This window comes from Solidesulfovibrio sp. DCME (assembly GCF_049995385.1).
In the GTDB taxonomy this organism is placed as follows: Bacteria; Desulfobacterota; Desulfovibrionia; order Desulfovibrionales; family Desulfovibrionaceae; genus Solidesulfovibrio.
This window is the reverse complement of sequence record NZ_CP188261.1, coordinates 997,223-1,014,288: the sequence shown is the minus strand read 5'-3', so window position 1 is coordinate 1,014,288 and position 17,066 is coordinate 997,223. Positions and strand designations below refer to the sequence as shown.

The following is a 17,066-nucleotide window of genomic DNA, read 5'->3' as shown; positions in this document are numbered from 1 at the left end:
GTCATCGGCCGGCCTTGGCCGCCGGCTCGACCAGCCGCAATTTCTGCCATGCCCCGCCCCGGTAGCGCAAGGCCAGGACCACGGCCAACGTCAGGGCGTAGAGCACGAACAATCCCCACAAGGGCACGATGCCGACATGGAGCCAGGTCACGGCCAGCCAGGCCGGGGCGACCAGGGCGAAAAAGGAGACCAGCCCGGCCGAAACCATGAGGAAACGCGTGTCCCCGGCGCCGCGCAGGACGCCGAAGCAGGTGTGCAGCACGATGTCGCACAGCCCAAGCCCCACGCCCCAGGCAAAAAGCGGCCGGCACAAAGGCAAAATGGCGGCAAAGCCCGTATCGTCGCCATGGGGCCGGAAAAACGAGGCCAGTTGCTCGGGAAAGCCCAGGAAGAAAACGGCCATGACCGCCATGTACACGGCCATGATCCGCAGGGCGCTGCCGGCGGCCCGCCTTGCCTCCCCGGGCTGGCCAGCGCCCATGGCCTGGCCCACCACCACGGCCAGGCCCGAGGACAGGCCCAGAAGCGGCATAAACGCCGGGGTGTTGGCCGAAAGCACGATGCTCGTGGCCGCCAGTTCCGTCACGCCCAGGCGCCCGGCCAGGGCGATGAAGACCGTGACGGCGAAGATGTCCAGGAATATCTGCGCCCCGCCCGGCATGCCGAGCAGCACCAGCTTGCGAAACAGCCCCCAATCGGGCCGAAAGGCCCGGCGCGTGGAAAAAAGCCCGTCGTTTCGCCGGCTAAAGACCAGCACGGCGTAGGTCGTGACCATGGCCGCCCAGGCCGCCACCGTGGCCAGGGCCGAACCGGCCGTGCCCAGGGCCGGCAGGCCGCATTTCCCGAAAATAAGGATGTAATTGAGGGGGATATTGAGCAGCGCCCCGCCGAAATTGACCACCATCACCGCCCGGGTCAGGCCCCGGCCGCTGAAAAAGGCGGCCAGGCAGGATTCCAGCACCATGAACCCGGCCCCGGACATGAGCACCCGGAAATAGGTCACCTCCAGCCGCCGGACCGCGGGCGCGTGGTCCATGGCCGCGAACACCGCCTCGGACCCGAGCGACAGGGCGAACAGGGCGACAAAGGAGGCCAGGGAGAAATAGATGCCCTGCCACAACACCGCGCCGATGGCCTCGGGCCGGCCGGCGCCGATGTTCTGGGCGATGAGCACGCCGACATAGCCCACCGTTCCCAGGAAAAAGGAGGTGAAAAGGAAAAAGGCCGCCCCGGCCGGCATGGCCGCGGCCAAGGCGTCGCTGGAATACCAGCCGAGAAAGAGGCGGTCGGTCAGATGCATGGCCGTAATCGAGGCCATGCCGGCCAGAAGCGGCAGCCCCACGCGCAGCACGTGGGCGTAGCCGCCCGGGCCATGCCAGCGTTTCATGGCGTGTCCTCCTGGGTCGCGGCGGGCAACCCGGTCGGGGCGGCCGCAAAAACGGTCGTCCGGGAGGTCGGGGGTTGTGGCAAAGTTTTTGCTAGGCGTCAAGGCAGTCGGGCCGGGCATCCGGCCCAAACCGAGGAGCTCCCCATGGCTACCGACACCAAGGCCGCCGCCGTGGACATCCTGGCAGACCTGCTGTGCGCCCCGCCGCCCAAGGCTCCCAGTGATCGCGATCCCGAAGCCTTTCCCCACCAGCGGGCCTTGGCCCGCCTCGTGCGCCGCCTGGCCGAGCCGCAGGCGTCGCCCCCCCGCCGCGAATCCCAGCCGGCCAAGCCCGAACCCCTGGCCGCCGTGCCGCCCGCTGCGGCCAAACGGAAGGCGGCCAAACGCAAGGCCACCCACTATGTCGCCCCGGCCACGGCCCTGCGCCTGGACCAGGCCAAGGCGGCCCTGTCCGCCGCGGCCCAGGGCCGCGTCAGCAAATCCGCCATCGTGGAAGCGGCCCTGACCCTGGCCCTGGACGGCCTGGAAGCGGCCGGCGGCCACAGCCCCCTGGCCCGCCGCCTGGCCAGCCCCGGCGACGCCGGCGGCGCCCCGAGGCGCGCCCCCGTGGAGGACCCGTCATGATCGCCATCTGCCCGTTTTGCCGCACGCGGCACGACGTCCCGGATACCGACCCGACGTCGGGCCTGACCTGCGCAAGCTGCCACCGCCGCTTCGCGGCCAGGCGCCAGCCGGCCACCGCCGCCAGCGAGGCCACGCCCAGCCTGATGCGCATCGAACGGCCCCACGGCGTCTTCGACCGGCCCCTGGTCGTGGCCCGGCAAGCAACGGCCCTGGCCGCCACCGCCGAAACGGCCCCCCTCCCCGAGCCCCCCGAGGAAGCCGAAGCCCCTTTCCTGGCCGAGCCCGACGCCGCCGAGGAACGTGCCGCCAAGGCCGCGCTTTCCGCCATCCGCCGCCAGATCGCCGCCGCCGCGCCGGCCCCCCGGCCCGCAGCCGAGCCGGACAGCCCCACCACCCGGCGCCTCGGCGTCATGCTCAGCAAGGGCGGCGTGGGCAAGACCACCACGGCCGTCAACCTGGCCGCCGCCCTGGCCAAGGCCGGCAAACGCACGCTTATAATCGACGCCGACACCCAGGGCCAGGCCGCCTATGCCCTGGGCCTGACCCCGCCCTGCGGCCTGGCCGAACTGGTCGACGGCACGGCCTCCCCGGACAAGGCGCTTTTCCCGGCCCGGGACAACCTGTGGCTGCTGGCCGGCGGCAAGGCCCTGGCCGGGCTCAAGCGGCTGATCACACGCAAGGATTTCGGCGGCGAGCGCACCCTGGCCGACGCCCTCGCCTTCCTCGACGCCCGTTTCGACGTCGTGGTGGTGGACTGTGCCCCGGGCTGGGACGCGTTATCGGTCAACGTGCTGTTCTACGTGGGCGAACTGCTCGTGCCCGTGGCTTTGGAAGCCATGTCGCTGCAGGGCTTCTCGGAATTTTTGCAAAGCTTCGCGGCCGTGTCGCGCTACCGGCCGCAGCTGCGGCTGTCCTACATCGTGCCGACGTTCCTGGACAAACGCGTGCGCGGCCCGGCGGCGCTGCACGAGGAGCTAGCCGCTCTCTACCCCGACACCATCTGCCCGGCCATCCGCTACAACGCCAAACTCTCCGAAGCGCCGGCCGCGGGCCAGACCATCTTCGAATTCGCCCCACGCTCCCCCGGCGCCCAGGACTATGCCGCGTTGGCGGCTCGGGTGGCCCAAGGATAGAGGGGAGGGGAACAGGCGGGACTACGGCTGGGAGGATGCCTCCGTCGGCCAGGAGGGGCCTTGGGCCCCTCCTGGACCACCCCATCCGGGAAAAAACGTTGCGGCTCGGCCGGAAACGTTCCACGAGCTATGGAAAAACGAGGCCGCGCGACGGGCGCGGCCTCGAAACGTTACAGCTGTGCTGGCGGGCGGTTGGCTGTGGCGGGCGAAAACTATTCCACGTTGCGTGGAATGGTGCCGGCCGGCGGGGTGGCGCTGAGCAGTGGGCCCGCAGCCTCGGGCACGGGTTGGGCCTTGGCCATGAGCGCCTCGTGGCCGCGCAGCACCGAGGCCAGCAAGGCAAGGGACATGCGGTTGGCGGCCACGCGCGGCATGGCCGTCAGGCGCGTCCTGGCCGAGACCGGCTCGTCGCCGGTGACGAAAAGGTAGGTGAACCCGGCCTCGCCCAGCATGCGGGTGTAGGCCTCGCCGCGGGCGCCGTAGGGATAGGCGAAATACTTGGTGTCATGCCCCACGACCTGGCGGAAGCGCTCCACGCTTTTGCGGATGTCCTCGCGGGCAAAGGCCTCGTCGCGGGCCAGGCGCGGGGAATGGCTGAAGGAATGGTTGCCGAAGGTGACCTTGGGATAGGCCTTGAGGGCGTCGATATCGGCCTGGGACAGGGTGGCCGGGCAGTAGGGGTTGCCCACGTAGGCCATGGGCAGGAACAGCGTGAAGGGCAGGTTGCGGCGCTTGAGCTCCGGAAAGGCCTTCATGACCGTGGCCCAGCCGTCGTCGATGGCGATGACCACGGATTTTTCCGGTGGGTTGCGGCCGCTTTCCACGCAGCTGACCAGTTCGTCCACGGAGATGACCTTGTGGCCGGTCTGCTCCAGATAGTCGAGCTGGGCCGAAAACGCCGCCATGGAAATGGACATGGACGTGCGCACGTCGAAGCTGTGATAGACGAGGATGGTGGTGGCGCACGCCTGGGCCACCGGCAGCAAGGACAGGCATACGGCCGCGATGGCGGCAAAGTGGAGCCTCACGACGCGCATGGGCAGCCTCCGAAGCGGTGTTGCCCGGCCGTTCGGGCCGGGGCACCGTTCATGGTTTGAGCGTACCAGAGGCAACGTCGGCACGCAAACGCTCCGCCGCGCCCATGATCGTGTTCACGTATACCTGGCTGTGATTATACCCGAAAAAAACCTTGCGCATGGCCTCCTCGGTCATGGGCGGCTTCCAGCCCATGGCCCGCAGGATATTCCCCAGGCTCATGAGCGCGTCGTCGACGCCAAACAGGTCGGCCCGGCCGTCGCCGTCGCCGTCCACGGCGTATTTGAGGGCGTTGGAGGGCATGAACTGGCAGATGCCGATGGCGCCGTAGATGGAGCCGGGCATGGACAGGGGATCGATGCCCTGGGCCTCGGCGTAGCGCAACAGCGCCTTGAGTTCGCCGTACGCCCATTCGCCCTTCTCCTTGGCCTTGGCGTCGAGCCAGGCCTGGCGCTTGGCGTCGGGGCGCTCGTAGGCAAAGGCCGAAGCCAGGCGCGCCGGGTCCTCGCCGGCCACCAGGCTGGCCAGGTTGACCACGGCCACCACGTCGCCGAGATAGTGGCCCACGCGGGTCTCCACGGCCAAAAGCGCCACCAAGTATTCCTCGGGCACGCCGTAGCGTTCGCGCACCCGGGCCAGGGCCTTGGCGTTTCGGGCGTAGAATTCCCGGGCCTCGGCCAGGCGTTCCGGGGAAAGCACCACGTCGTGGACTTCCTGGCCGGAAAAATCGGGAAAGGCCAGCCCGGCCGGGGCGTGTTCGGGTCGGCGGTCCAGTTCGGCGAGGAGCGCCTCGCTGGCCGCGGGGTTGGGGGCCAGGCCCACGGCCGTCTGATAGGCCTTGATGGACCATTTGGTCATGCGGTCGAGGCGGCCGTCCACCGGGCCGGGATACCAGCCAAGCCCCGCCAGGCGCTCCTGGACGTCGGCCACCAGGCGCAGGCCGTACTTGCGCATGTACAGGGCCGTGAGCTTGTCGGCCATGGCCTTCTGGGTGAAGACCATCTCGGCCCGGGAAAACAGCCGGCGCAGCCTGGATTCGGAAAAGCCGTCGGCGACGAGCCTGGCCAGGACCGGCTGGAAGGCCGGGTCCACGGTGGAGGCGGCCACGGCGCCGCCCACGCCCAGGGCCACCAGGCCCAGGGCCAGGGCGTAGCCACACCAGGCCAGAAGGTGTCGGGGAAGGCGAACGTTTTTCATGAGCCCACCACGGCCGGCCGCCCGGCCGGGCGGCCCACGATGCGCGACAGCACCGCCACCACGGCCAGGGAGAACACGAGCCTGCCGACGAACGTGCCCCAAAGGCTCGCCCCGATCAAGTACATAAGCAGGGTGTCCTCGATGAGCGCGTGGGACAGGCTCATGAGGCTTATGGCGGAAAAGACGTCGCGCCGGCCGACCTTGCCCTGCTGGATGTCCAGCAGGATGAGCCCCGAGCCGTAGGCCAGGCCCATGACCAGGCCGATGACGGTGATGGTGGCTGCCGCCCGGCCGATGCCCATGAGGCGCAAAAAGGGCACCAGGGCCGTCTCGAAAAGCTTCGTGACGCCCAGGTGGTCCAGGGCGCGCATGAGCCCGACCAGGCCGGCGATGACGCAGTAGATCATGACCAGGTTCCTGACCTCGCCGTAAGCCCACTCTCCCAGGCCGGCGTCGGCGGCGGGCGGGGTAAACAGCATGGGCGCGGGGTCGGTCAGAAGGCCCAGGCCCGAGAAAACGGCGTTGAGCAGAAAACCGCAGCCAAAGGCGCCGCACAGCCGCAGGACCGTCTGGCCCCAGAACCCCACGCCGCATTTGCCGGCAATCGCCCCTTCCACGAACATGTTGTGGGCGATGAGCATCATGGTGGCGATGACCGTGGCCTGGGCAACGCTCAAGGGGGCCATGGTCGGCACCAGGGCGGCGTGGACGGCCAGGGCGGCATAGAGGTTGTTGGCCAGGGCCGTGGCCCAGGTCAGGCCGCATTCCGGCGGCAGGCCGACCAGGCCCATCAGCGGCGCCAAGGGCTTGGCCAGATAGGCGATCCAGCCGAGTTCCTTGAGGATCTTCACGCCGATGAGGATCGGCACCATGATCTTGAACAGATCCAGGCAGATTCTGGCGGCATCCGCGGCAACCGTGCGCGCGGCCCGGGCCAATGGGGGCAAGCTGGTGGACATGGGGTTCGGATCGGGGGTTGTGTCTAGGGGATGACCTTGCCGGCGCGGCTCATGGCCACGTAGCCGCAAAAGGCGGCCTCGGTCATGATGCCGGAGCCGACGTAGACGGCGCGCCAGTCCTCGGCGGACAGGGTCGTGCCTTCCATGGCCGATCGCAGCTGGATGTCGTAGACCATGATGGTGAGGTACTGCCTGGCCGGGTCGCTGCCGGCCTTGGCCAGGGCCAGGGCGGTGTCGGTGGTGGCGGCCGGTGACCAGGGCCCGGTCCAGGAGTCGACGTAGACGCGGCGGGCGTAGGCCTTGTAGGCCTCGGGGGCCTGGGGCATGGGCTGGACGGCCTTGGCCTTGGCCACGGCGTCGCGGACCTGGGCCACGTTTTCGGCGGTCAGGGGCATGGCTTTGGGCGCGGCGGGCGCGTCGGGCGCCTTGCTCCCGAACAGGGCGCAACCGCCGAGAAAAAGTGTGATGGCCAGCAGTGCCGACGCCAGGCGCAGCGCCATGTTCGCCTCCGGGGAATTACGGCCCGCGCGGGCAGCCGCGCAGTGGGCGAACAGAACATGTTCCGGGGTATTTGTCCATGGCGGCGGGGCGTTGCGGCCCCGCCGCCGGGTGTCTACTTGGACAGGGCGTCGAAAGCGGAGAGGATGTGGGCCGAATAGACGAAGGCCGCGCCGGCATTGAGCCCCACGGCCACGCCCAGGGCCTCGAGCAGTTCGGCCCGGGAAGCCCCGGCCTCGGCCGCGGCCTTGGCGTGGATGGAGATGCAGGTATCGCAGCGGGTGGTGGCGGCCACGGCCAGGGCGATGAGTTCCCTGGTCTTGTTGTCCAGGGCGCCATGGGCGGCACCGGCCTCGTTGAGGGTGTTGATGGCGTCCATGATCTTGGGGTTGCCCTCGGCCAGGGCACCGAGATCCTTGACCGCCTCACCGAGAAACTTCTTCCAGTCCGTGGCCATGCCGTCCTCCTAGGTTGTACCGCGTACGCGGCGGTTGCCCGGGAACGCGGACCCCATCCGCTCCCGTACCGACGGTGCTGACCGAATTGGACGGCCGGGTCAAGTCACCGTTTCAGCGCAGGCCGGCCCGGGTCATGACCTTGGCCACGTAATCGCGGGTTTCGGGGATGTCGGGGATGGGGCCGCCTTTTGGGACGCGTCCCGGGCCGGCGTTGTAGGCGGCCAGGGCCAGGCGGACATCGCCGTAGGCATCGAGCAGGCCGCGCATGTAGCGGATGCCGGCCTCGAGGTTGGCCGAGCCGTCGAAGGCGTCGGCCAGGCCCAGGTCCTTGCCGGTGCCGGGCATGATCTGCATAAGCCCGCCGGCGCCCTTGGGCGAGACGGCCCGCTCGGCGAAGCCGGATTCCACGGCGACCATGGCCCGCACGAGGTTGGGGTCCAGGCCGTGGCGGCGGCAGTAGTAGCGTATGAACGGCAGCACCTTGTTTTCGTCGGTCCCGGCGGGCAGGCGCATGTAGTCGAAGGGCTGGTACTGGTCGTCGAGCTTTTTGTTGCTGAGGTGGATGGCGCCCTTGGCGTCGCGGTATTGGTAGATGGTCTGGGCGGGGGCCGGCGCAGCGGCGAAAAGGAGTGCCGCGAGCGCGGCGGGGACGGTTTTTCGCATGGGGCCAATGTGCTGCGGCCGGCGCGGATTTGCAATGGCGTTATTGCCGAAAGCGCATGGCGAAGTCGTGTATGGCCACGTTCTGGCTGGTGGCGGTGCCGGTGGCTTCGGTGAAGCCGAAGCGCACGGTGGCGAGTTGGGTGTGATCGGCCGCATTCAGTGTGACGACGCTTTTGACGTTCGGCTCCTCGGCCGTGAAGTCGGCGGACACGTCCTTGGCCCCGCAGTCCACGGGATCGACCCAGGCCATGACCGTGTAGGTGGCTGTCGCGGTACGGTGCATTTCCACGCGCAACGCGTGCTCCTCGCCGTCTTCGAGCCAGTTGGGGCCGGTGGCCGCCTTGGCTTTTTCGACGTAGCCGGCCGAGGTGTTGCCGGGATTTTGGGGGGGTGTCCCGGCGCCGTGGACGTTGTCGTCGTAGGTGGTGTCCGAGGCGCCCCAATAGACAACGGCCAAATGGTTGGCGTTGGAGGCGTCGAGGCGCGAATTGGCCTCGAGGGGGTCGCCGCCGTTACGATTGGGGTAGGTGTCGATTTCGATGGCGATTTTCGGCGGTACGATACCTTTGCCGGACGGACCGGGTCCGGCGTAGCCCAGGTATTCGCCGCGCACGCCCGAGGCCGGCCCGCCCACGGCATGGGCGTCGTTGGCGGCGGTGATGACGGCGAACGTGAAGCCGTCACCGTATTTTTTCGATTGCGCCTGGTCGTCGTACCCCATGAAGACGAACTGGAAGTAGGCGCGCAGGCCGGTGGCGAAGTTGCACACGCCGCTTGCGCAGGAGCTCTTGGAGCCGGCGTACCAGACGGCGCCCACGGTCTTGCTGGTATCGCCGCCCAGACGCATCCAGCCGCCCGCATAGCGGGAGATGTTTTGCGACCACAGGCTGGTCCATTCCGAGACGGTGAGGGTTTTGGGGGCATTTTCGGGGTTGTCGCTGAAAACGGTGATGGCCTTGTCGCTGTTGGCGTTGTCGTCGACCACGGGGTTTTGGAAATCGTCGAGGTCGTCGGCGAAGCTGATGGTTTCGTTGCCGCCGCGGGTGGCGGTCAGGCGGATGCTTGTTTCGCTATTTGTGCCGGCGCGCAGCATGCCGGTGCTGGTGATGGTGTAGGCGCCGCTGGCGTCGGGGCCGGACGCGGCGAGGATGATGGCGTCCTGGCCGAGTCTGAAGGTGCCGGCGGTTCCCGGCGACCAGAGGTTGAGGCCGGACAGGGCCAGGTATCGAGCGCGTTGCGCGTCGGCGCCGGCGAGGGTGGTTTCGTTGGTGCCGGGCACGAGGAGTGTCGTGGCCGCGCCCAGGGCGGCCAATGTGGTCAGGGCCAGGACGGTGTAAAGGAGGGTGGAACCGCGCTGGGGGTCGACGGAAGGAGGAAAAGGTGTTTCCCGTATAGCAGCGCGCCCGATGCCCATATCGCCCACTCGCCGGAAGCGGTATTGGGCTTACGGCAAGGGGGACGAGTAGTTCCACGCCGTTAGCCGGGCTAAAGCCTATACATAAAAATCATGACACTAGAGGGTTTTGCAAAAATAATACGAGCTACAGAATTAACACATTCCAACGGGCATGAGTGCTCATTTTTAAACACTAATGTGTTTTAATGCTGTCGTGTTTCTATTTTGCACATAATTCAGAAACGAATATCCTGATTTATGAGTATCAAAATCATATTGTTGCTATACTGTCAACAAACGAATCAATTGATCTGCTGTCAACGCAAGGATGCCAAACATAAGATGAGCAAAGACCTTAGGTCCACCGCGAACCATAAGACTTCTTCCGCCAAAATCATCTTTAAGACGGCTGTTAACACGTTCAGAATTAGTTCTTTCTCTGTATCGAATGCTAGTTGCTGGCTCCATTTCTTTTTTTATTCCATTGCGTCTTTTGTTAAAATCAATAATCGGAACGTGCCCCAATGAACGACTAAAGTCGCGAATTGTTTTGGAATCGTACGCTGAATCCATCAAGTCATAGAGACTTGTTACTCGTTCAGCGGACATTTTTGCCAACGGTATGGCTGCCTGACTATCGTGTAGTGAAGCAGAAGTAAGTATACAACTGATAGGAATTTGACCATCCGCCGAATCAATATGTAATTTATATCCAATCCATCGACGAAAATGCCCCTTACTGCTAGATTTAGCACCGATATCACATGCCATAGGAAGAGTCATTCTGGCTTCGTCGCTAGTCATTTCTATCTGTCGCTCAAGTAGCTTCTTTGTCTTTGGCTTTGTCTTGCTATTAATCGGCCGCCCCCTGCGGCGGCGTTTTTTGGGTTTGGGCGGATTCATTTTTTTAGTTGGTTTTTCTCTGGCGTTAATTTCTGTCGAATCACGACTAATATGCCCAATCAATCGTTCGCTACAATGTAGCCTGACAAGTCTTTCATGGGCATTTTGAGGCAAACCTTTTAAAGAGAATTCTGAAAATGCACGACTAAATACAGATTCATGCGGAATAGTTTTGTGTTCTTCAAAACCGCAAATCCGTCTAAGACTTGGCATCAATTGCAACGCTTCAACGAGAGCCCTTGTGTTAGGAAAATTTAAAACAGCTTTCGCAATAAACGCTCTGGCAATAGCTGCGCGACTATATGATGGCCTACCTCTTCCGAATCGAGGCAAATCCGAAATATGATCTTCTATGCGAACCAACTCAATAATCTCAACGAGTCTTTTCTGCTTATCTGTCAAAGAACCAAACTTTTCTTCTAAACATGGAATCAAAGAACCTTGTATGGCACCGAGGATGCGTGATAGGAGTCTCATGGAAGCTGGCTCGTGTGGTTTTAGTTTAGGTTTGTGGTGAACTCAAACTACCACATAACCAGCTTCCGTTCTACTCCTATCCATACGGTTTTGCAGGATTATTTAGCAAAACCGATTTTTGCAAAACCCTCACTACAAAATATTTTATATTATAGACATATAGCTATCTATTAACAATTTTACCAATTTGCTACTGCATAATTCGAAGGAACATACGTCATTGAATATCCTGACCCACTTGTCACAGCCGCCGCACCCGATTGAGATGCATATGATCCAATAAATGTATTTCCTCCTTGAAATGTAATCGTTCCCCTCGAAAATAACGTTCCAAACCAATTCGCCTTCCAAGCCAAAGTGATATTTCCATTTGCCTCCATATATACTTTTTTTGCTAAATCTGTATTGACTGAAGTCATTGAGTAGTAGTTTGTTCCATCTGCTGAAACCATAATTGTAGTCGGGTTTCCTAAATTAATGTCTCCCGTGCTAAATATTGTTATATCACCGCCAGACAGGTCAAATTTTAGAGTTGCACCACCCGCAACGTTAATTGATGAATAATAGGTCCCTGCCGAAAACGTTTTACTCGCATTTTTCGCAACAGATAACGCACCATTTGTACTTTTTGTATTCTTCGGAGGATTTGGCACAGGCTCTGTGGCGCAAGCAACGTAACTACTCGGACTATTCGGAGATATAGGGGATGTCACACTAGCCTGATTCTGCAAACGAGTACCAATAAAACAGTCACCACTTCCGCACGAACTACCTGTACATGACGTAATGGACCCTTTTGACTTTGCCATACCTTTGACACAAGATCCGTATCCAGTTATTGATATTGCGCCACCAGACTCAACATTTCCATTGACTGTTGTCTTTCCAGACATATTGACACCAGTACCGGCATACACATTCTTCTGATAAGTTCCACCCCATCCTGTAAAATTTGCTAATTTCCCTGCATTTATATCCAACCCCACGGAAATACTGCTGTCCTGTAGCTCTGTATTGTTTCCTGAATACAGCCCACCTAAAATAGTAATTCCCGATTTAATTGTTATTACATCACCAGCATAAATATTACCTGAAATTTTACTCCCAGACGAACTGACCGTAACAGACCCAGTAGCAACAATATTTCCTGAAACATTGGCTGACGAAGCTATCGTGACATTCCCTGCAGCGTTAATATCGCCATTAATTTGCTGAGCAGAACCATTCAATGTCACATTACCTCCAGAAGTAATTGTGCCAGTTGTAGTTCTACTCTCCATTGTTACATTACTCTTTGAATTTATTGTTCCCGTTACCACGTTATCTTCAGTCAACGATACTGTTCCATCGCTACAAATTGACCCCGTAATCGACCCCTTTGACCCGACACTTACATTTCCATTTGAAATTAAATCCCCAGTAATAACAGCATTGTCAGCAAGCGAAATACTCGTTCTTCCATAAATACTCCCGACTACCGTTTCTTTCGACGCACTGATTGTAACATCCCCGCCAGAAAAAACATACTTTGCCGCTCCACTTGGTGTTGACGTTCCACCCGCACCAACTGGTACATAATTCAAAATTCTGCTACTTCCCTTCCCCCCCCCATAAATTGCGTAACTATAAGCAGCGCCGCCGGCCGAATTTGCAACCGTACCAGTGAGATTCGTTATTTGGTAATTACCGTTAACCCCATTCGTGACAATATTCCCGAGTCTATATGTAAAATACTCATCACTATCAATATTATAAGCAATGCTGGAACCCCCTCCCATCAAACTAATATAATTGGTAAAACTCATATTATTCAATTCAGCAACTTCATTCATCGACATAATAAAATTCAATCCGGCGTTGGCATTATAATAAGCCTTCATACCGGCTTCCTGTTGTAACTTCGACTGCATCGTCGCCGGCGTCATCAAAGCCAACCCCGCGCCCACCACCCCCATGACCACCAGCGCGCCTATGGCCCACAGCAACGAGGACCCGGCCGACCAACCGGAACACTTCCCCCGCACCCCCTGGATCAGGCGGAAAAAGAACCTCGTTTCCATGACGCGCTCCTTAATAACCGACCTTGTTTACTTTCACACGTGTCGAATAGTTCTGCGACAAGTTCTGACTTGCGTCATCCCCAACCATCGTATAGGAAAACCCAATCAAACTCGGCACGTTCGCCGTACTATTAAAACTGGAGAGCGCACCAGAGTTATAGGCGGTGTAATAATTAAACGCCAGCGTCGACGCCTTCACGCCGTCCGTCAGCACATAATTCGTCCCACCATACTTGTACAATATTTGATTACCAGATTGAAACACAATTACCTGAACGGTATTGTTCAATGTCGTATTGTACGTGATCGTACTGCTCGTCCCGGACGAAAGCGACGTATCGAGGTACGTAAAATCAATCGTCAGCCGCTGCATGGCATTCTGCGCTTTCTGCACCGCCGCGTCGGAATTACGGGCCAGCGTATAGCCGCGGATCATGTTGGAAAACACCCGTGTACTGAGCATGACAACAATACCCAGCAAAACAAGGACGCAAACAAGCTCCAACAGGGAAAACCCCGCCTCCTTGGCACTGCGGTTTGTATCACTTCCATTCATATCAACTGCCACCGGCTATATTGCAATTTCCCGCCGTGGAACTGAACAGATACGTCAAACTTACGCCGGAATTGGCACTCGGCTTGATGGTCACCAGCAAAAACTGATTCGAATTGCTGTTCGTAACAAAGGCGTTGCTCGACGGACAAACGAAATCTTTTTGCGTCACGATATAATTCGAACCAGATCCGTAAACACTCTGAGAAGCGTCAATCGTCCCAAGATTTGAGTAAAAGCCTGTCAAATTAGTATTATAAACAGCCGTTTTATCCGCTATCATATTCTCCAATACGAGCTGCAAACTGGCATCCGTCTGCAATTGCGTTACCGGAATGTCCGTCCGCGTGATGCCTTTGGTAAAATACGAAACCGCCACCGTCGCGACAATGGCGAACAGGACGAACGTCAAAATGACTTCCAGCAGGGTAAAGCCCCATTCGGCACCGCAACGCTTCATGGCACAAATCCCGTATAGGGTGTGACGGTGACCGTGGAAACCTTCCCCGACTCCGTCGCATTGATATATTGATAAGACGTGACCGCCGTTCCGGAAGAGCCCGGCGTGGTCACATAGGTATTTACAGGCATGCCGCGCCAATCGTAAACAATGGGCGAATTGCCGCTTAACGTCACGCCGCTTGCCACGGTATGCGTGGAATTCCCCTGCGCTGGCAGAGGCGGATTCGCCTGGCTTGGATTATTCGAAAAGAGTGTGTAGCCAGAACTGCTTATCGTCACGCCCCAGGTGTAGACGTCGGCCATGGCCCGGGATTGGGCGTACCGCAGCACCGACCGCAACGCATCGGCCTCGGCCACGGCCGACGCCCCGGACTTGCCCATGTTCATCGCCGCGACAATCGCCAAAAGCCCCACGATGAGCAGCACGGCCACCATCTCAAGCATCGTGAACCCCGCCGCGAACCGCCAACCCGTCGCCGGGTAACGCCGCGCCCCACGCGCCCGCCGCTTCTTCGCCGTCCGCATACGGTTTCCACCCCTTGTCCCAAACCTACATCAAAGCCGGCTCCCCGTGAAGCGCTATCCCCCACCCGCTACTCGCCCGGTTGCTCCATCATGGCCAGCAGCTCCTCGATCTCCTTGACCTTGGCCGCCTCGGCTTCCGGGGCCTTGGCCAAGGCCATGGACAAAAGCAACCGCCCTTCCCGCGTCTTGCCCGCCGCCACCGCCGCCATGCCCATGTCGCTCAAATCCGCGAACGTCGCCGTCGGCAACATGGGGTTGATGACGGAATCCAGCGTCTTATACGCCTGGTCGAAATTCTTGAGCCGCGCGTACGTGGCATACAGATTGCGAACCACCAGCACCCGCTCCGACGGCATGGCCCGTGCCAGGGCGTCCTTGTTGTAGGTCAGCGCCGCCTCGTACCGCTCTTCCTTGAAGGCCGCGAGCCCGGCCAAGGCAAAGCCCATGTAGCGGTCGGGATAGACCTCCATGAGGCGGGACGCATACCCCATGGCCTCCTGCGTCCGGCCCCGGGCCAGGGCGATCTTGGCCATGACCGTGTTGACCATGAGCCCATCGGGGTAAACGTCGTGAACGCGCCGGCATTCCGCGAGCATCCGCTCCCGCTTGGCGTCCTCCATGGCCTCGTAGTCCTCGGTGACGCAACTGGCCGGATCGAGGTCTTGCAGCCGCCAGCGCGCCACCAAATCCGGATAGGCCTTGGCGTCGGCGTACAACGTAAGGACGTCGTCGAAAAAGACCGGCACCAGCTCCGCGACCCCCTCCATGCGCTTGAGGAAGTCCTTGTCGCGCACATCCGTCAACACCAGCCCCGGCCCGTACCGATCCAGCGTGCGCTTGAACACCTGCTTGTCGGCGAACATGTTGATACTCGTAAACAGGTCGTAGCTCGGGAAAAGCATCGTCTGCATATCCATGTAAATAAGATACTTGGGATACAGACGCCATTCCAGGTAGCCGCCCGGGTTGGACACGTTGAGCACCTTCCCCCCCGGCCCCTGGCGCAAAAGGAAGTCGCACGTCCCCACCGGCAGCCTGGCCAAATCCAGGGGATAGCGGGCTTGGTTGCCCAGAAATTCCGAAACGCTCCACAGCGTGGCCGCGACCATGACCAGCCCGGCGGCCAGGGCCGCCTTCCAGGGGATCGGCCGTGGTCGCCATCCCGCCACAAGCCGCAAGACATCGGCCACTATCGGCAGGCATAGCAGCAGGAATTCGTACGTAAACCGCCGAGATTGCGGCAGCAAAAAAAGCCCCCCGGCAAACAGCACCATTCGGCTCAGGCGAAGCCGCCTGCTCCAGGCCAGGGCCAGCACCGCGATGGCCACGAACAGCACGAGGCCGTTGGTGGCCGTTTCCAGCCAGTTGCCGCCCGGATACAGGGACAAGGAGAAAAACGCGCCAAAACTCTGGGGATTGAGTTCGCTGATGACCCGCTCATGAAAAAGGGGGGGCGCGAACGGCTTGGGCAATAGCCCCACCCCAGCCGGCGTGGCCAGCACGGCGTAAAGCGATACAATGATCGGCCAGCGTAGCCGCTTCAGGTTCTCCGGCACGGGGCGACGCAAAAACTTAGGCAGAAAATACTCGGCCAGATACGCCCCACAGGTCAGCAGCAGGACCGGGTACTCGACGCCGTGGACATTAGTCCAGACCAGGGCGGCCACGGGAAGCGACCAGCCCCAGCGCGGCCTGTCGTTGATCACGTTGTGGAAGAATACGATGAACAAATAGGTGAAAACGTGCGGCCGCAACATCAGGTCGCGGGGCAGTATGGCCATGGCATAGGCACAGGTCATGGCCAGGGCGAAAAGAAAGACACCGTTGTCGCCGTTATCTTCATCCGAACGCAGGCAGAGCCAGATCATGATGATCGTGACCAAATACAACAGGCTGCGCAGGATAATCAGGGCGACATACCCACCGGCCTTATACAGAAGCGTGACGATGACCTGAAAAAGCCAGTAGTAATCGACCCAGCGGCCGGAATCCGGCAAATACGAAAAAAAAGCCTGCGTCGGCAAGGCCTGATGGCTCAGGATGTAGGTGCCACCCAGGAGATGGTACCATAAATCAAAGTCCATGGCCACGATGGGGAAACGCATGACCAGGATGGCCAACCCGAACAACCCCGGACCATATACGCAACACCGCCAACAAAGAAATCGTTTGAGCAATCGCATGGCCATGCTGCTTTACTTAAAACCGCACTACAATCAAGACCCGTCTTGATATCAACTGCGGTTACTGCGTGCTATTTGCCGGACTGATCCAGCCATCCGTGGCATTGATGCCATCGACGGTCGCCGTGATGAAAACATACTCACTCAGATTTCCTGAGCAGAGAATGGAACCATGCACATCGGAATCGCTGATCACGACCGTGTTGCAGGACTGCTGCACATCGCTGCTCGCCAGGTCAAGCCCGGCTACGGCAATGCGCGCGAAATCAAAGGAGAGCTGTGTCTTGGCGGAAGCCACAAGGAGCATCGCCCCGCGGCTTTTGGATTCATCGAGCAGCGTCTTATAATATACGACGCCGCTCATCGCCAGTATGCCGACCAGAATAAGAACAGCCAATACCTCAATCAAGGTAAAGCCCGGGGCCTTTCCGCTGTCCGTCAGCTTGGATCGGCCACTTCGGGGTTCTACGGCATCAGAGGGCTGCAATGACATGCGATATTTAGTCATGCCGCCGGACGCGATGAGCAAACAACATCACGCCCGGCGACACAA

At 60.6% G+C, this 17,066-nt stretch carries 17 protein-coding genes; 2 read left to right on the top strand and 15 right to left on the bottom strand.

Annotated elements, in window-relative coordinates; all coding sequences use genetic code 11:
* Position 1 precedes the first annotated feature (1 nt).
* Entirely contained in the window at positions 2-1,387 is a 1,386-nt protein-coding gene (locus ACP59X_RS04275) for an MATE family efflux transporter (protein WP_428565412.1), read from the bottom strand.
* Positions 1,388-1,531: 144 nt separating this feature from the next.
* Here ACP59X_RS04275 and ACP59X_RS04270 point away from each other — a divergent pair, with 144 nt between their 5' ends.
* Both ACP59X_RS04270 and ACP59X_RS04265 read left to right on the top strand, forming a co-directional pair.
* Positions 1,532-2,011, top strand: coding sequence for a hypothetical protein (locus tag ACP59X_RS04270; RefSeq protein ID WP_428565410.1), 480 nt, complete (start codon positions 1,532-1,534; stop codon positions 2,009-2,011).
* Positions 2,008-3,144: a ParA family protein gene (locus tag ACP59X_RS04265; protein ID WP_428565407.1), complete on the top strand. Its 1,137-nt coding sequence runs from the start codon at positions 2,008-2,010 to the stop codon at positions 3,142-3,144. The genes ACP59X_RS04270 and ACP59X_RS04265 overlap by 4 nt, the downstream gene beginning before the upstream one ends.
* A 212-nt stretch (positions 3,145-3,356) precedes the next feature.
* On the opposite strand, the gene ACP59X_RS04260 is transcribed toward ACP59X_RS04265, so the two are convergent.
* From ACP59X_RS04260 to ACP59X_RS04195, 14 genes are all read right to left on the bottom strand, one after another.
* Positions 3,357-4,181, bottom strand: coding sequence for a polysaccharide deacetylase family protein (locus tag ACP59X_RS04260; RefSeq protein WP_428565405.1), 825 nt, complete (start codon positions 4,179-4,181; stop codon positions 3,357-3,359).
* A gap of 49 nt (positions 4,182-4,230) precedes the next feature.
* Positions 4,231-5,376: a lytic murein transglycosylase gene (locus ACP59X_RS04255; RefSeq protein WP_428565403.1), complete on the bottom strand. Its 1,146-nt coding sequence runs from the start codon at positions 5,374-5,376 to the stop codon at positions 4,231-4,233.
* Positions 5,373-6,335, bottom strand: coding sequence for a nucleoside recognition domain-containing protein (locus tag ACP59X_RS04250; RefSeq protein ID WP_428565401.1), 963 nt, complete (start codon positions 6,333-6,335; stop codon positions 5,373-5,375). The genes ACP59X_RS04255 and ACP59X_RS04250 overlap by 4 nt, the downstream gene beginning before the upstream one ends.
* A 23-nt stretch (positions 6,336-6,358) precedes the next feature.
* Positions 6,359-6,835, bottom strand: a complete 477-nt coding sequence (locus tag ACP59X_RS04245) for a hypothetical protein (RefSeq protein ID WP_428565399.1) — start codon at positions 6,833-6,835, stop codon at positions 6,359-6,361.
* Positions 6,836-6,948: 113 nt separating this feature from the next.
* Positions 6,949-7,290 carry a carboxymuconolactone decarboxylase family protein gene (locus tag ACP59X_RS04240; protein ID WP_428565397.1) on the bottom strand — a complete coding sequence of 114 codons (342 nt, stop codon included), beginning with the start codon at positions 7,288-7,290 and terminating at the stop codon, positions 6,949-6,951.
* A gap of 112 nt (positions 7,291-7,402) precedes the next feature.
* Complete coding sequence (locus tag ACP59X_RS04235) at positions 7,403-7,954, bottom strand: lytic transglycosylase domain-containing protein (protein ID WP_428565395.1); 552 nt, start codon at positions 7,952-7,954, stop codon at positions 7,403-7,405.
* 40 nt (positions 7,955-7,994) lie between these two features.
* A complete protein-coding gene (locus ACP59X_RS04230) occupies positions 7,995-9,368 on the bottom strand; it encodes an L-type lectin family protein (RefSeq protein WP_428565393.1) in 1,374 nt (457 codons plus the stop codon).
* A gap of 264 nt (positions 9,369-9,632) precedes the next feature.
* Entirely contained in the window at positions 9,633-10,730 is a 1,098-nt protein-coding gene (locus ACP59X_RS04225) for a transposase (protein ID WP_428559722.1), read from the bottom strand.
* 179 nt (positions 10,731-10,909) lie between these two features.
* The gene (locus ACP59X_RS04220) at positions 10,910-12,790 is read right to left on the bottom strand and encodes a DUF7305 domain-containing protein (RefSeq protein ID WP_428565390.1); all 1,881 of its coding nucleotides are present in this window, start codon (positions 12,788-12,790) and stop codon (positions 10,910-10,912) included.
* A 10-nt stretch (positions 12,791-12,800) separates the two neighbouring features.
* On the bottom strand, positions 12,801-13,346 hold the full coding sequence (locus ACP59X_RS04215; protein ID WP_428565388.1) for a prepilin-type N-terminal cleavage/methylation domain-containing protein: 546 nt from the start codon (positions 13,344-13,346) through the stop codon (positions 12,801-12,803).
* 1 nt (position 13,347) lies between these two features.
* Complete coding sequence (locus ACP59X_RS04210) at positions 13,348-13,803, bottom strand: type II secretion system protein (RefSeq protein WP_428565386.1); 456 nt, start codon at positions 13,801-13,803, stop codon at positions 13,348-13,350.
* Positions 13,800-14,330: a pilus assembly FimT family protein gene (locus ACP59X_RS04205; protein ID WP_428565384.1), complete on the bottom strand. Its 531-nt coding sequence runs from the start codon at positions 14,328-14,330 to the stop codon at positions 13,800-13,802. Before ACP59X_RS04205 ends, ACP59X_RS04210 begins: the two co-directional genes overlap by 4 nt.
* 68 nt (positions 14,331-14,398) lie before the next feature.
* On the bottom strand, positions 14,399-16,459 hold the full coding sequence (locus ACP59X_RS04200) for a tetratricopeptide repeat protein (RefSeq protein ID WP_428565381.1): 2,061 nt from the start codon (positions 16,457-16,459) through the stop codon (positions 14,399-14,401).
* Between the two features lie 115 nt (positions 16,460-16,574).
* Positions 16,575-17,042 carry a type II secretion system protein gene (locus tag ACP59X_RS04195; protein ID WP_428565379.1) on the bottom strand — a complete coding sequence of 156 codons (468 nt, stop codon included), beginning with the start codon at positions 17,040-17,042 and terminating at the stop codon, positions 16,575-16,577.
* Between the last annotated feature and the right edge of the window lie 24 nt (positions 17,043-17,066).